Below are 13589 nucleotides of genomic sequence, written 5' to 3' on the forward strand. Positions count from 1 at the left end.
TCCTTATCTAAATCCCCTTTTTCTGTTATTTCTCTTTTCCAATTTATTCAGTTCTTCCTGTGTGTATGGTGCTGTCACTTTTGCGATTTCCCGACCATCCACCTCAACTGGAACAACAATTGTATATGTCGCATTCCTGTTATAACTGTACCCCTCATCCAAGTCTTTAACAGTTCCATATCCAGCAACAGCGAGCCTTGGCTCATCCACTGCTGGAATTGACACCAATTCCTTCACAACATGATATGCTTCCTTCATTCTCCGCTGAATTCCGCCAATCCAGCCATCGCCATAGTATTCCCCAAGCTCCTCCGAAACTCTTGAAGGACTATGAATTTTCGCTTTTGCACGGATTGCCTTTTCTGCCGCCTCGGCCAGCTGTGCTGCAATACTCCGTACTCGCCCCAAAGAAGCCTCCATGCCGTTCGCAAGACCTACACCAATATAATATCCACTGTTATACGCTCCTTCCTGTGCCGACTTCATAGCAGATACAACGGAAGTTGCCATTGCTTTCGCAATGGATATCGCTTTCGTCTTTCCAGAAGAAAATGCATTATTAAATCCATTCATAGCCTGTACAGCTGTTTTCGGCAACAAGGTAGCCAGTTTACCTGCAGCATCTTTTATCTTGCTTACCCCGCTCATCGTTTCCGTAGCAGCCTTCCTGAAACCAAAAGCCATCGCACTTGCATAATTGTTTGCAGTGTTTTTACCTGTTGCTGACACCTGAACCGCTACCATATTGGCACTCGAAACAATGGAACGAAATGACGCTGTAATCCTACTTGTATCAACTGGTGGAACTGAAAACCCGGCAAATGCTTTTTTGATTGCCGTAATACCAGAAGCGACTGATACCGACAACGAACCCATCTTCTGTAAAGACACATTGAATAAGGCTAGCTGTGTAGATGCCGATGTGATAGAGACAACCATAACCTCAACACCGGCTGCCGCTTCTTTCAGTCCCTTTCCTTTTGACGAAATTTCTCCCAAACCTATTGCAACTGCTCCGAGAGACTTCGCAATATCAATAATGGATAGTTCCGAGATGATCTGAATTCCCTCTGCAACACTTTTAAATCCTTTTCCAGCATTTTTCGCCGAATTTCCAATGGAATTTATGACATCTGCCACTGATTCCAATACACTGCTAAAAGCACCTCCTATTGCATCAATCACACCTGATATACCATCCGTAATCGTGCGGAATCCGTCACTGATCGATTCCACCACATCACTTATGACATCCCCTGCTGTTTTTACCACATTCACAAGCGTATTCCCGACTGTTGCCACAATTGTCCCTACTGCATCTGCTACAGTGGAAACCAAATCTCCAAATGCCGATAATATCATCGAGATTGAAAACGCAATTGATGTGGCGACCTGTGAAACCGTATCGCCTAACTGCCTTACAAACGGAATCAAGGCGCTAATGAGAGAAGATGCTAGATTCATTCCGGCACCAACCATAAGTATTGTAGCTCCGAACGAAAGCATAGCTGGTATTGCAGCCGTTAAAGCCGTTCCAAAAATTGCAAACACTGCCACTAAAGCAGCAACCACCACACCAAACGCAGCCATTGCGATTGCACCATCTGTCCCTGTTTTAGCGATAGGAGCCATCGCTAAAGCCATTGCTGCGACAGATACTGCAAACACCCCAATTCCCATAGCACTTTCCTGCAACTTCTTCCCAAACACTCCAAATATCGCCGTTAATCCACCGATTACTATTCCAAACGCTGCAAGTGCCGGAACTGCAGTATCTCCTAATTTTCCAAGTGGGACAAGTGCCAATGCCACACCGGCAAGTGCAGCTAATACAAGAGCCACCGCACCTGCCATCTTTACGAATGATTTGGAGGCAGCATTCATCTTTTGGGGCGATGTCTTAATATTCTTCAAGAAACTCATAAAACCAAAACTTAAAGCCAACACTGCACCTGCCATTCCTGCCAAAACTCCCGCAGCCAATGGCCCCGAATCTGCTACCGCCTTTGCCCCTTTTGCAAGGAGAAAGAATCCACCACTGATTAAAGCTACTCCGGCACCTAGTACCATAAAAGATTTTGCTGATGCCAATATCTTTTTAGAACTCCCGGCACTGCTTTTCCCTAAAGCTTCCTGTCCTTTTGAAATTCCAAATAATTTTGAGCCTAATTTTGAAATTCCTTTCCCAGCAAGTCCTGCGATCGCACTGGTGAATGCGCCTACAAACGGAGCTACTGATTTTACAATCTTAAATGCTTTATATGCCACTGCTGCCTTAAGCAAATATGGTAACGCCGCCGATATAGCATCTGCATGTTCCACAAAAAATCCGGCAACTTTTTTAATAATGTCTCCAACCTCAGAAGCCACTTTTTTAAATGATTCCCAATATGGCTGCGCTGCTTTGATCCCAGCAGATACTTTTGCTGCTAGTGCTTCACCATCTATGCCTTCCAGCTTACTTGTAATTCCTTCGATCGCTGTTATGCCTTTTTGTGACAAGACATCAAAAGCAGGCGTTAACTTATTCCCCAACGTCTCTTTTAATCCGTCCATTGCCTGTCCTGTTGTTTTAGCTTCCGTTGCAAGCTTTGTAAATGCATCATTTGTTCCAACTGTTGAGATTGCATCGAAAAACTCTTCCGTCTTTACTTTCCCATCCTGAACAGCTGTTACCATTTCCTGCGTACTCATTCCCATTTCTTTTGCAACAGCCGCAACTCCGGCAGGTGTCTGTTCCAAAATCAATTTAAAGTCTTCCCATGCTACCTTTGGTTTTGCCGCCATCTGTGTAGCTTGCATGGATAAGGTTTTCATTGCCTGTGTCGGGTTTTCTGCCGCAGCCGCAAGACCGCCAAAACCTTTCACAAGGCTTAATGTGTTCTTTGTGCCGACAGCTTCCAACTGTGCGAATGTAGAAGCCATATCAGAAGAACTATAAATTGTATCTTGTGCAAAAGACTGTAATTCGCTTTTTACCTTGTTGATCTCGTCTGAATTTTTCCCAAACATACTCATGTTAGAGTTAAATGTTTTCCAAGCAGCATTTGATGTGTCAATTTCTCCGATTAAATCTCTTGCCCCTTTTGTTACAGTATCAAATGCCTTTTGCCCTATTCCTGCAAAAACTCCAAACGCAAGACCGCTTTTAAGTTCATTTCCTAGTGCCTTTGTAGCACTTACAGCTCCTTTTATCGTGGAAGAAAATCCTCTATCTTGTGCCGATAATATTGCTCTTACTGAGTAGCTTTCTGACATTTTTCTCCCCTTTCTTTTAAAAACCTACTAAGACCTACAAACTTGCTTTCTTTCTTACTTTCCCCCTTTGCCTGCCTAATCGCCTTGTCGTAATCAAAGAATTTTTCGAACGTAGAGTAAATAGGCTTCGTTTTGTTCTTACCCGCCTTCTTCTCTGCTTTTACGGCAAAGTTTAAAAATGCTTGCTGGTGCACTCTATAGTCGCAATCTACTTGCTTTAATCGTACACCTTGCATAAGCATTTTGTATTCCGGGATTGTAAGACTGTCTACTTCCGCAAAACTTTTGTAATCAAGATAGCGGAAGCAATTTAAAGCAACTTCGTTATACAGTTCTTCTATGCTGTTTCTTGTTCCTTTCTCATTTTCTCTTTCTGCTTCGCTACTTCTTCCAGCAGATTCATTGTCACTTTTTTGGTAGCATTCGTTCTCTTTAAAAAATCGATCACACTTTCAAACAGAACATCGATGTCTGTTTCTTCGCTATCGATATAAGAGTCTAACAGTGTTCTTGTTACACGTGGCGACTGTCCTTTATTTGCACAGTCAAGCACGTCAACCAAGTCCTCTAAATCTCCGTCAATCACTCCTGCAATCACGTATTGCAAGCCGATGTTTTTCTTCACGTCCGGCAATCCATCTACCGGGGTGCTTACTCTTTTGTTCAATTCCCGTAAAAACCCCATACCAAAATTAAATTGGTACACTGCATCATTGATTGTTAATTCAAACATTTTTTGCCTCCTTGTTCTTCTATAATTGCTCGTAATCTTGCAATTTCTACGCCGTTTACAACAGATTTCTCTTCGATTGTAATACTTTTCTTACCGTCTAACATGTTTTTGCTCCTTTCGATTAAGCACCTGTTTTCTTTGTATCTTTAAAGACATAGTTTGCAACTTCCTGTTGCTCTAAAGATACCGTTACATCTCCTTTTGCACCTGATCCATTCACGCCAAATGTCAGAGAGATTTCGACCATGTCTTCGGCGTTTGAGGATTTTTCCATTTCTGTCAAATATCCCTGAAAATACATGCCTTTAAACTTGTTGCCACCTGATTGTGCTGGTTCTGCCAAGTTCGCTTCCCAAATTTCGATTAATTCGTCTGCATCCATTGCAGCTTCCAATTCATCAATAAATTTATCGCCCTTCGCAAGAATAGATGTTGCTGTAATTTCTGTCTCTGCTGCTCCCGGTGTTCTAATAGAACCATCCTTTGTTACAGTTGCATCAGAATCTTTCGATTTTGTACGGCTGTTTTCCGTTGTAAACGCAAGCACTGCACCGTCTGTTGTAGATGCTTTACTTGCAATTCTGTACAAATATACAATTTTCTTGCCGGAAACTGCTTCGGCAAAAAGTTGTAAATCTAACTTTTTCATTTTATTGTCCTCCTGTTAATTTAAACTCCACTTCCAAAACGCCATGAAGAAGAGGAGTTTTGGTTGTTTTATCGGGTATGATTCTTTGTGTCACATGTAGCAAATCCCAAGCATATGTTTTTGTATGCTCGATGTTTCTGCAAATATTTTTAATGCTGTATAGCATTTTTGACACTGTTCCACGATTGCGTGGAGTGTTGCTCCACACATGCATTGTTTGGAACACATTACCAAGCACGGCACTTTTATTTGTGTCGTCTGTCTGTGTCATGTCTCCTAGATAAACAAAAGGATACGGCGTACCTTCCGGCGGTAAGAAACCGTCATATACGTCATATCCTAATGATTCAATTTCAATTTTCAATTTTGAAAATAACTCCTGTTGTGGGTCAACATATTCCACGTTTTCACCCCCTATTTTGTTAATTTTGCCATATCTTTTTTAAACTTTTCTTTCTGCTCGTCAAATGCTGGTTTTACAAATGGTTGTGCATCCATAAATCTTGTACCATATTCCAAATAAGGCGAATATTCCGTCGTAGGTTCTGCCATTACTGTTAAACCGTTGCTTGATACACTCAGTTCAATACTTCGTTTGGTTGCCCCTGTCTGATAGCCTTTATCAAAATCTGCGCTTTTTATCATTTTGTTAGCCATATCTGCGCCGTTTTTACGGACAACTTTTCTCACATCATCCATTTTCACATTCTTTTTCAGCTTATTCTGTAGCTCAGTAAGTCCTTCCAGTTTAATCTTCGCCATCACTGCACCTCGCTCGCTATGAACGTGTGTTTTGTCCGCAATTTGCGCTCTTGATCCACACGATATACCGTGTTTCCTACACGGATATAGTTAAACGTCTCTTTATAATGATTTTGCAATCGGATTGTAACGGATTTTTCCTTGATGCTGCCATATAGTTGCAGTTTTGTTTCATCACCGGAATCCGTCACAGATGCGTAACGCTTCACTTCTTTTACTGTATCAGACGCATAATCTCCGGTGTCTGGATCATATGCGCCTGGTGTGCTGTGTTGGAAATAGACTGGTGTGTCGTATCTCATTATAAAAACCTCAACTTTCCTCGGCTGCTGTCTTTCTGCTGCTCAAGAAATGCTTCAATATCATCCTTAAATTCATCAAAATCATTCGTTGCATAGCTTGTGCTTTCACCTTCCACAGAATGACTTGAAAGACCTTCTGAACCGATGCGATTAAACCGCTTAACAGAAACATCTACAACAATGTACTGCATTTCCTTGGGAGGTTCGATTCCACCAAGAAGAATTTTAAGCCTTGCAATCACGTTTTGTATGATTAGCAAAAGCCTTTCATCTCGCTCTTCATCTTTATCCGCTTGATCAAATCCCAGCAATTTTTTTAATTCTTCTAAAATCGAATTATTATCCATCACAATACCTACTTTCCGGCAGATTCTTCTTTCTTTTTTGCAGGTGCTTTTCTTGCGGCTTTTTTTACAGGAACTTTTTCTTCTTCCACCTTCTCAATAAGTGGTACACCTTGCTTGTTGCCACTTCCGGCAAGTTCTGCAAGACGTTCTTCTGTTACCTCTATTCCTTCACGTGGGAATGTATCTCCCACGTTGTACGGATGGTTTTTGTCTTGTAAATCTGTAAAGTATTTAATCACTTTGTGCATACTTAATTACCTCCTACGCTCCTGTGTTTGCGGCTGCTGCAGGTGCAGTAATTGTTCCGATTATAATTCCACCAAGATTTTCTGCAAATAATCCAACGCCGGAAGCTGCAACCGTCTCTGCTGTTAGGTTGTTGTACACCGCTTCTGTGTGGATACCAATCAGTCCTGTTGTGTCAGCTGTAAGGTTAAAAGCAAGACCCATGTCCTGCGATGTAACAGGGATGTAATAGAGCACAATGTTCTCTGCTGCTGTTGCATAAATCTTGCCTTTCGGAATATCAGATGCGAGGATTGCAGTTCCCATTCCGAGGAAATTCTCGATGTAAGACATTCCGAACGCTGTCTGTGTCGTAATCTGCGCTTTTCCAAGGTAGTCAGCAACGTCAAGCGGATTCATAAAATACACTGTTTCAACTGCTGTATCTTCATATAACACCTGCATTTGTCCCCAAACTTGCGCCATTGCAGCTTGCAAGCCTTCTCCTGTCGCTTTCCCTGTTCCTTTTCCCAACATTGCAACAAAATCTTTGCGGATTCCCTGCTGGATATCTTTCAGCATTTTGCTGTTTGTATCATTCACAGCCTGTCCATATCCCTTTTCAGAGATAGATTCCGCTGTTGTCTGCTTTCTCCATTTTTTCAACACCGCTTCGCCGATGGAAGTGTATGTGGTTTTGTATTTAGAGAGTGGGATTACTTCTCCTTCTGCTACAGTTCCGCTTGCAAGCGTTCCTGTTACTTTGTAAACCTTCAAATTTTCTCCGGCTTTTTTCTCAATTTTACGAGTTGTGCCGAGCATTTTAAGTAAAGTTTGGATGCCGGACACAAATCTTTCCGTAAAATCTACGTCTCTCACTTTTGCAAAATCTGCTGATTTCTGCATGTTCGCATCAACTGCGAATAACTGTAAGTTTAATTTTCTGTTTCTGTTCATGTTGTTCTCTCCTTAAAAATTAAATAATTCTCTGTTTTCAAGCATTTTCTGCTGACGGAGTTCAGGATCACGAATCTTCATAATCTCTTCTTTCGTCATTTTGGCTGTTTCGCCGGTCCCCTTGCGTGGCGGTTCACCTTTCAAACGCTCTTTCACTGCGTTTTCGACAGCTTTCGAAAAACTGTCTGCGAATGCTTCTACTGCTGCTTTAGTCTGTTCTGCGTCTGTACTAACAAGCATTGCGAGCAAATCATCAGACACAGAAATATTGCTTTCTGTAAGCATACCTCTTGCCGTTTTCGTCATTTTTGCAATAGAATCTTTGCGCTTGTACTCGTTCAATTCTTTTTCAAGTTTATCTTTTTCGTACTTCGCTTTCTCTGTTGCATTCATTTCTGCAAGCTTTGCTGCTTCATCCGTCTTTTTCTGCTGCTCTTTCTGCCACTTCGCAAACTTTCTGCTGATGATTTCATCAATGTCTGCGTCCGTGTACTTCTTTTCATCGCCTTCACCTTTTGAGTTGATTTCTTCCGTTTCTTTTCCTTCTGTTCCCATACCGTTTGGGTCAGTTCCTTTCGTCTCGCTTCCTGTTTCCGCAAAAAGCTGTAAAAACAATTTCTTCTTCATATTGTTTCTCCTTGTTTTTTTGTTTTGCTCCATATTTTTAAAAGTTTTGCTTCTTTGTCATCCTTACCTTTTTATGAGTTACAAGCCTGCTCAATCTTTACATAGTCCGGGTACTCGTCCGCTACGGCTCGAATCCCGATAAAAAAGGAATCTAACAGAATATGCGCACTCTCTGTTAAATTCCTATATCGTATAACGGCATTTCCTGCCGATATATCGCATTTTAAATTATCCGTGGTTAATTGTTCCACCGAAGCAATAAAAACTTGTACAAGCGTGGATATGGCAGCGCAGACGATATCTTGCCCGCTTGGCGCATATCCAGCATGACCTTTTACCATCAAACTGTCCTGCATGATATGTACCTCAATCAATTTGCATCACTCCTTTCCTAAAAATTTGCATAAGAAAACCACCAATCATTTTTGACTGATGGTCAATCCATAAATTCTAATATCTGTCCCAGCATATCTCCGGCTCCACTGTCCTCAAATTCCTGTTTTTCATTGTCTGTTGCATTTTTCCAAGCATCATCCACTTCTTTGCTTAACTCTAACCATTCCTTATCCGTCATATCTTCGCCAAATATAATTTCTTTCAACTCATTTAGGTTTCTAAGCATTTTTAATCTCTCCTATCAAATCCAAAATGCGCCTTCTTATGGAGTTATCAGTTTCTCTATTTGCCAATTCTATCAACCACTGCTCTCTGTTCTCGATTCCAGCGTTAAAATAATCTAATGCAAAATCATAATCTGATATATACTGACTCGTAACACTTGCTATATCCCTAAGTGGCTCTGTCACATTTTTATATGTCCGTTTGTATCTTATGCCATTTTTATTGCACAATTCCTCAGCAAGCATTTCACAAGCATTTTCTTCAAACCATTTATTCCTTCGATACGCACCTTTGTTATGTAAAACCGAACGAGTATGCAAATGCTCATGTACTATCGTTTTAGTGCTTGCATCTTTTCTAAGAAGTATGTCTCCATTTGATTTTGTCCTTCCAAGGGAATGTGGCAACTCATCACTGGTTACAATCTTTGTGATGCCACTCCATTTACTTTTTGGTAGATTAAGTGTGTCTAAATAACGGTTTACTTGTAAGGATTTCTCTGACAAATCATCTGACATACTATTAAGATTTGTATATAAATCTTCCTTGTCATCTATTTCTAGTATACTTCTTTTCTTATGTTTTTTCAACTTCTTCCATTCTTCAAAACTCATTCTATGTTTAGAATCCCCATCCAACCACTCACTATACTCTTTATCGTCCATATATGCTGCTGTACTGCATCGGCAATGTGGATGCATCGGTGCAACATTTTCTCCGGGCATCATGTCTTTTACTTTAAAATGTTTACCGTCCAGCTTTGCACATATAGGACAACAGTTCGCATTTGCAACAAACTCATACAATTCAAAATCATTTTCTTCAAACGACTTCTTTTGTGCTGCTGTCTGTACTCTTGCAAGTTCTGTTCGCATAAGGCGTTCTGCATTGTGTTTGCTTGCCCCGAATTTTTTTCGTATTTCTTTCGCAAGTACACGTGGGTTCTTGCCTTGTATCAGTCCGCTTTGTAGCAATTTGGCAAGGTCTGCTTTCAAAAGGTCTTGATACATCCATATTCGATCCGAAAATTTGGCGTTGTGGAAAGAAGCATTTACAATTGATTCTGCCAATTTGCTATTGTTTCCTATTGTCGCACCGAGAATCCCGGCTTGCCGTTCCAGTTCTTCTATTGTTCTGCCTTGCAAGATTTCTTGCATAAACTTCTCTAACTCGTCATACCCCTTTATCAGTTCGATGCCGATGTTCGCCTTTAAGAGTTCCAACCTATTCACTTTCATAGTTAGATTGTAAAGACGCATCTCTTCATTTGCTGTTTTTGAAAACTCTCTGTTCTTTACATACTGCTTTGCTTTACGCTCATATCCCTTTACGTCAAGCGCCGAAGCACGTTTCTTTGCTTCAGCTATAGAAATACTCTCCGCCTTTGCATAACGTCCAAAAAAGCCGTCTATCTCTTTCTGAATAGCGTCTAACATATTGTCATAAATTTCATTTATGCGTTTGTCATATTCCTTTTCATCTGTTATGTAGTGCTTCAAGGCTTCCGCTTCACGTTTATTCCAGTAATCTCTACTGCTCATTCATTTCACCTTTCAATATTGCCTTTGCTTCTTCCTTGCTGATTCCAATAGCGGTCTTTATAAGTTTTACCGCCTGCCCTTCCGTAATCTTGCCACCAACAAACTGCGACATTATAGCAAGAAGGCTTTGCGTCTGTGCGCCGTTCAGCATCTTTCCTTGCACTTCCGTTACACCCCCTACACCATTCTTGCTATCAGGATCATTTTCCAAATATCCGGTATTACCAAACATCACACGATCAACAACAGTTTCTTCCTGCGGTGCGTTCTCTCCCTCGATTCTGTCCATCTCTTCTTTCACATTGTCAACAACAGAAATTACCTTCAACTGTGTTTCGTGACTTGTGATTCCTTCCATCTGTGCGGCAATCTGCGTTTCTTCAAGTAAGTTTGCCGGGTAGTTAGGTGTGAATGTGTATTTCAGTTTCACCCATGCATCCGACGGAACTTTAGAAGCAGGATGTCCAAAAAGCAGCTTATATCTGCGATTCATTCCGCTTGTAAACTTTCTTTCCTTGGTTTTTTCAAGATTACTCATAGCCTGCAGTTTGTATTTCAAAGCAATGCCGGAACTTGCACCGAAGTTTTCGTCTGAAATATTCGCTACCATGCTAATTTGAAAGATGAGCCGTTCCAACCTGTTTAGCAGGTTTTCTTGTGAAGTATCATTTGAAGGCTTGTCCATAAACTCCGCGACAATTTTTTCGACATCATCACCGTAAAAGTTCACAATCCGACTATCGCGAATAAAACGCACGTCATCATTTTCTACTTCTGCGCCAAGAACCTTTAAGTAACAGTCTGCAAAATAATCTACATCATTGGATTTTTCCGATATCGCTTTATTAAAAGCGTTTACCATCGACATCACAGGCTCAAAAATTCCTTGTCGCTCTGTGTTCTCTATGTACTCTGTAGCTGGGACACTGTCAAAATAGTGTGGTTTCCAGTCATCTTCTAACCAATTGATACCGCCTGTGATTTTAAAGTTTCGCACGCCATATCCGTCTGAAATACTTCCCCACTCTGTGTTGTCATTATCTGTATATCTACGCACAAAGAACATAGGGCGCTCAATGATAGATTCGTCATAAATCATAAATGCTTCAAGCGGCGAAAGGTATGTGATGCATAATTCCGATTCTTCATCTGTATAATACATTTCATACCCTTTTCCGTAGATACTGCATATCTTTGATAGTTCTGCGTTGTTGTCGTCCTGATCATTGTATTGCTCAATGTACTCTACAAATTCCGACACTTTTTCATCATCACATGTTATTTTAATCGGATTTCCAATAAAAAAACCGTTCATTGTGTCCACGATGTACTTCGGGAAATTCACAACGATACGGTTGTCGGGCTTGTAAGCTGGCTTTACTGGCTCATGCAATATTTCGTGATTGCTTGTATATGCATCATACAACTTTTCATATCTATCATTTATTTCTCTTTGGTGCTTGTCCAAAAATTGCGCAAGCAACACTTTTGTCATTTCTGTTCCTTTCGGTAGTTTAAACATCTATTATATTCCTCCTAATAAACTTCTGTTCATTTTCGGCTTTCCTCTTCGCTCATCCTCAATAGAATAACGCAGCATAGCCATAGCATCATCAAAGAAATTCACAGGTTCATCTAAATACTCCCCTGTCTTTTCGTTCTTCTGCCATTTCCATTGCTGAATCTCTTTTATTGTGTTCACGCAAGACGGGTGAATGTGGATCGTGTGCTGCTTCAGATAATCAATCTGTGCTTTTACGCTGTTTGGGTGTTTCTTTACTGGTATCGCCCTGTACCCCGCCTTTTTCCACATCTTTATTCGGTCAGGCTCTGCGCTGTCGCACCACATCTTTATATCTTTTCTTATTCCCTTTTTGTCGGCAATCTTAATCAGTTCAGACGTGTCTTTTTCAAATTCATAGATTTCACGGCACAAATACAATTCACCGTCTTTAAATCCTACCTCTCCGATACAGTTCGCATGGTTGAAGCCAAAATCCTGAGAGTTTACCATGTAATCAAAACGCTCCGGGGATGTGTCAAACTTTTCTATGATGTAGTTCGACAAGATAAGTCCACCAATTTCACCCCATTCACCCAGGCCATAAATCTGATAGCCTTCTGGGTCTACAATCTTTCTTCTTTCCATACGCTGCCGATATGCATCATCAATAAATCTATTCTCTAAATACGTGCTGTGATGCGTCATAACATTTTGGTCGGGAATATCAAAAAACACTTTCTTAATCCAGTGATTTTTATTGACTGGATTGAAAGTGCACCGAATTTGATAAAATTGTCCATCCGGCAATTGTCCCCTTAAACGATCATCTATGATTTCAAAATCGGATTGTGTAATCTCTGTTGCTTCTTCTATCCATACATCAGTCAGCTTTCCTTTCTTGAATGTAATAGATTTCAACTTCTCACGCTGCTTCTCGTCATTCACTCCTCGGAATATAATCTGATTCCCATTGTGCTTGCATTCAAGCATTAAAGGCGATTGCTTAATGTCCCAATACAGGTTGTATTTATCTCCAAACATACGAAAAAGAGCACCTTGCAATTCTGCAAAAGTGCTGTCTCTGTTCGTGATATCTGATTTTCTGACGCATAGAAGGTTTCTCCCTTTGTCCTTCATAAGTCTTAATATGTAATGCTGCGCCGTGTCTACGCTCTTACCCGACCCGGCAGAGCCTTTCATGATGATATAGCGCTTTTTACATGCATCAACTTCTTTGAAGCCGGGATTCATTTGTACGGTTATGTTCATAAGCAATCAACTTCTTCAAATGCTTTTAACATCTTTGGGAATTGATATGCAAAGAAATCCACCATTTCTTCATTTAACGCCCACGAATCAACATTGTTACTTGATTCCGCAAGTCCTGATTCATAGAAAAATGCATGGATGATTTCATGCCTTAATACTTTCTTTTTGTACCAATCAATATTCTTAATTTCACAGTTATTCTCTGTAAGTTCAAGAAGTACTATTTCTTTCGTTGTCCTGTCGATATAACCATCTGCTGCTTTTAAAATTTCATCTTCTTCCGCTTTCTTCTGGACAATCTTGTATTCAGTTCCTAAAACATTTACTTTTTTCATTGCTCTTCTCCATAATCAATATTGATGCTTAACTCCATATCAACCGCCTGCTCGACTTTCTCCGTGTAGAGTCCATAGCGTTTTCCAAGGAGTTCCGCAGCTTTCAGACGTTCCCTTTCGTCAGGTGCTTTCTCCATACGGCTTGCCCGTGACATTCCTTCTCCGATTCCTTCCACGACTACGATTTCAGATGTAGACGTTCCTCGGAGTACACTCGTTAAATACTTAAGTACCTCGTCTTGCGTTGCTATCAGTTCAGATTCCTTTTCTGCCATGCGTTCTGCAATATATTCTTTCAAATAAGGTTTCGTTAGGTTCTCCATTCCGATAACACTCGCCGTTTTCTTCGAATACCCTGATCTTATTGCCGCCTGTGTTGCGTTCAGGTCAATCAGGTATTCATCACAAAATCTCTTTTGTTTTGCGGTCATTCCCATTCCGCAACACTCCTTTCAAAAT

18 protein-coding genes are annotated in these 13589 nt (G+C 40.8%); all 18 read right to left on the minus strand.

From position 1 onward, the window contains the following. Window positions 1-3 precede the first annotated feature (3 nt). Window positions 4-3258 carry a tape measure protein gene (locus AC6I5B_RS10345; protein ID WP_497773301.1) on the minus strand — a complete coding sequence of 1085 codons (3255 nt, stop codon included), beginning with the start codon at window positions 3256-3258 and terminating at the stop codon, window positions 4-6. Then, complete coding sequence (locus AC6I5B_RS10350; RefSeq protein ID WP_497773302.1) at window positions 3237-3494, minus strand: hypothetical protein; 258 nt, start codon at window positions 3492-3494, stop codon at window positions 3237-3239. Before AC6I5B_RS10350 ends, AC6I5B_RS10345 begins: the two co-directional genes overlap by 22 nt. A 101-nt stretch (window positions 3495-3595) precedes the next feature. Next, window positions 3596-3991, minus strand: a complete 396-nt coding sequence (locus tag AC6I5B_RS10355) for a tail assembly chaperone (protein WP_497773303.1) — start codon at window positions 3989-3991, stop codon at window positions 3596-3598. 121 nt (window positions 3992-4112) lie between these two features. After that, on the minus strand, window positions 4113-4640 hold the full coding sequence (locus AC6I5B_RS10360) for a phage major tail protein, TP901-1 family (protein WP_497773304.1): 528 nt from the start codon (window positions 4638-4640) through the stop codon (window positions 4113-4115). A 1-nt stretch (window position 4641) separates the two neighbouring features. After that, a complete protein-coding gene (locus tag AC6I5B_RS10365) occupies window positions 4642-5043 on the minus strand; it encodes a gp17 family tail completion protein (protein WP_497773305.1) in 402 nt (133 codons plus the stop codon). Window positions 5044-5054: 11 nt separating this feature from the next. Next, window positions 5055-5402, minus strand: coding sequence for an HK97-gp10 family putative phage morphogenesis protein (locus tag AC6I5B_RS10370; protein WP_497773306.1), 348 nt, complete (start codon window positions 5400-5402; stop codon window positions 5055-5057). Further along, the gene (locus AC6I5B_RS10375) at window positions 5402-5704 is read right to left on the minus strand and encodes a hypothetical protein (RefSeq protein ID WP_497773307.1); all 303 of its coding nucleotides are present in this window, start codon (window positions 5702-5704) and stop codon (window positions 5402-5404) included. The genes AC6I5B_RS10370 and AC6I5B_RS10375 overlap by 1 nt, the downstream gene beginning before the upstream one ends. Further along, complete coding sequence (locus tag AC6I5B_RS10380) at window positions 5704-6051, minus strand: phage head-tail connector protein (protein ID WP_497773767.1); 348 nt, start codon at window positions 6049-6051, stop codon at window positions 5704-5706. Before AC6I5B_RS10380 ends, AC6I5B_RS10375 begins: the two co-directional genes overlap by 1 nt. A gap of 8 nt (window positions 6052-6059) precedes the next feature. Beyond that, window positions 6060-6299: a hypothetical protein gene (locus AC6I5B_RS10385; RefSeq protein WP_497773308.1), complete on the minus strand. Its 240-nt coding sequence runs from the start codon at window positions 6297-6299 to the stop codon at window positions 6060-6062. 13 nt (window positions 6300-6312) lie between these two features. Further along, window positions 6313-7233, minus strand: a complete 921-nt coding sequence (locus AC6I5B_RS10390; protein ID WP_497773309.1) for a hypothetical protein — start codon at window positions 7231-7233, stop codon at window positions 6313-6315. A gap of 12 nt (window positions 7234-7245) precedes the next feature. Continuing rightward, on the minus strand, window positions 7246-7860 hold the full coding sequence (locus AC6I5B_RS10395; protein WP_497773310.1) for a DUF4355 domain-containing protein: 615 nt from the start codon (window positions 7858-7860) through the stop codon (window positions 7246-7248). Between the two features lie 71 nt (window positions 7861-7931). After that, window positions 7932-8234 (minus strand): ribosomal-processing cysteine protease Prp, encoded by a 303-nt coding sequence (locus tag AC6I5B_RS10400; protein ID WP_497773311.1) that lies wholly within the window; start codon window positions 8232-8234, stop codon window positions 7932-7934. A 62-nt stretch (window positions 8235-8296) separates the two neighbouring features. Next, window positions 8297-8482 carry a hypothetical protein gene (locus AC6I5B_RS10405; protein WP_497773312.1) on the minus strand — a complete coding sequence of 62 codons (186 nt, stop codon included), beginning with the start codon at window positions 8480-8482 and terminating at the stop codon, window positions 8297-8299. Continuing rightward, a complete protein-coding gene (locus AC6I5B_RS10410) occupies window positions 8475-10022 on the minus strand; it encodes a minor capsid protein (RefSeq protein ID WP_497773313.1) in 1548 nt (515 codons plus the stop codon). The genes AC6I5B_RS10405 and AC6I5B_RS10410 overlap by 8 nt, the downstream gene beginning before the upstream one ends. Next, window positions 10012-11544 carry a phage portal protein gene (locus tag AC6I5B_RS10415; RefSeq protein ID WP_497773314.1) on the minus strand — a complete coding sequence of 511 codons (1533 nt, stop codon included), beginning with the start codon at window positions 11542-11544 and terminating at the stop codon, window positions 10012-10014. Before AC6I5B_RS10415 ends, AC6I5B_RS10410 begins: the two co-directional genes overlap by 11 nt. 3 nt (window positions 11545-11547) lie before the next feature. Further along, complete coding sequence (locus tag AC6I5B_RS10420) at window positions 11548-12795, minus strand: PBSX family phage terminase large subunit (protein ID WP_497773315.1); 1248 nt, start codon at window positions 12793-12795, stop codon at window positions 11548-11550. Next, on the minus strand, window positions 12792-13130 hold the full coding sequence (locus AC6I5B_RS10425) for a hypothetical protein (RefSeq protein WP_497773316.1): 339 nt from the start codon (window positions 13128-13130) through the stop codon (window positions 12792-12794). Before AC6I5B_RS10425 ends, AC6I5B_RS10420 begins: the two co-directional genes overlap by 4 nt. Beyond that, window positions 13127-13567 (minus strand): terminase small subunit, encoded by a 441-nt coding sequence (locus AC6I5B_RS10430; protein ID WP_497773317.1) that lies wholly within the window; start codon window positions 13565-13567, stop codon window positions 13127-13129. The genes AC6I5B_RS10425 and AC6I5B_RS10430 overlap by 4 nt, the downstream gene beginning before the upstream one ends. Between the last annotated feature and the right edge of the window lie 22 nt (window positions 13568-13589).

It is taken from the genome of Faecalimonas nexilis (assembly GCF_059731825.1).

What these genes read in the sequence shown, in the direction of transcription:
- AC6I5B_RS10345 (WP_497773301.1), bottom strand. Translation starts at nt 3,258, where the DNA reads ATGTCAGAAAGCTACTCAGTAAGAGCAATATTATCGGCACAAGATAGA.
- AC6I5B_RS10350 (WP_497773302.1), bottom strand. Translation starts at nt 3,494, where the DNA reads ATGCAAGGTGTACGATTAAAGCAAGTAGATTGCGACTATAGAGTGCAC.
- AC6I5B_RS10355 (WP_497773303.1), bottom strand. Translation starts at nt 3,991, where the DNA reads ATGTTTGAATTAACAATCAATGATGCAGTGTACCAATTTAATTTTGGT.
- AC6I5B_RS10360 (WP_497773304.1), bottom strand. Translation starts at nt 4,640, where the DNA reads ATGAAAAAGTTAGATTTACAACTTTTTGCCGAAGCAGTTTCCGGCAAG.
- AC6I5B_RS10370 (WP_497773306.1), bottom strand. Translation starts at nt 5,402, where the DNA reads ATGGCGAAGATTAAACTGGAAGGACTTACTGAGCTACAGAATAAGCTG.
- AC6I5B_RS10375 (WP_497773307.1), bottom strand. Translation starts at nt 5,704, where the DNA reads ATGAGATACGACACACCAGTCTATTTCCAACACAGCACACCAGGCGCA.
- AC6I5B_RS10380 (WP_497773767.1), bottom strand. Translation starts at nt 6,051, where the DNA reads ATGGATAATAATTCGATTTTAGAAGAATTAAAAAAATTGCTGGGATTT.
- AC6I5B_RS10385 (WP_497773308.1), bottom strand. Translation starts at nt 6,299, where the DNA reads ATGCACAAAGTGATTAAATACTTTACAGATTTACAAGACAAAAACCAT.
- AC6I5B_RS10390 (WP_497773309.1), bottom strand. Translation starts at nt 7,233, where the DNA reads ATGAACAGAAACAGAAAATTAAACTTACAGTTATTCGCAGTTGATGCG.
- AC6I5B_RS10395 (WP_497773310.1), bottom strand. Translation starts at nt 7,860, where the DNA reads ATGAAGAAGAAATTGTTTTTACAGCTTTTTGCGGAAACAGGAAGCGAG.
- AC6I5B_RS10405 (WP_497773312.1), bottom strand. Translation starts at nt 8,482, where the DNA reads ATGCTTAGAAACCTAAATGAGTTGAAAGAAATTATATTTGGCGAAGAT.
- AC6I5B_RS10410 (WP_497773313.1), bottom strand. Translation starts at nt 10,022, where the DNA reads ATGAGCAGTAGAGATTACTGGAATAAACGTGAAGCGGAAGCCTTGAAG.
- AC6I5B_RS10415 (WP_497773314.1), bottom strand. Translation starts at nt 11,544, where the DNA reads ATGTTTAAACTACCGAAAGGAACAGAAATGACAAAAGTGTTGCTTGCG.
- AC6I5B_RS10420 (WP_497773315.1), bottom strand. Translation starts at nt 12,795, where the DNA reads ATGAACATAACCGTACAAATGAATCCCGGCTTCAAAGAAGTTGATGCA.
- AC6I5B_RS10425 (WP_497773316.1), bottom strand. Translation starts at nt 13,130, where the DNA reads ATGAAAAAAGTAAATGTTTTAGGAACTGAATACAAGATTGTCCAGAAG.
- AC6I5B_RS10430 (WP_497773317.1), bottom strand. Translation starts at nt 13,567, where the DNA reads ATGGGAATGACCGCAAAACAAAAGAGATTTTGTGATGAATACCTGATT.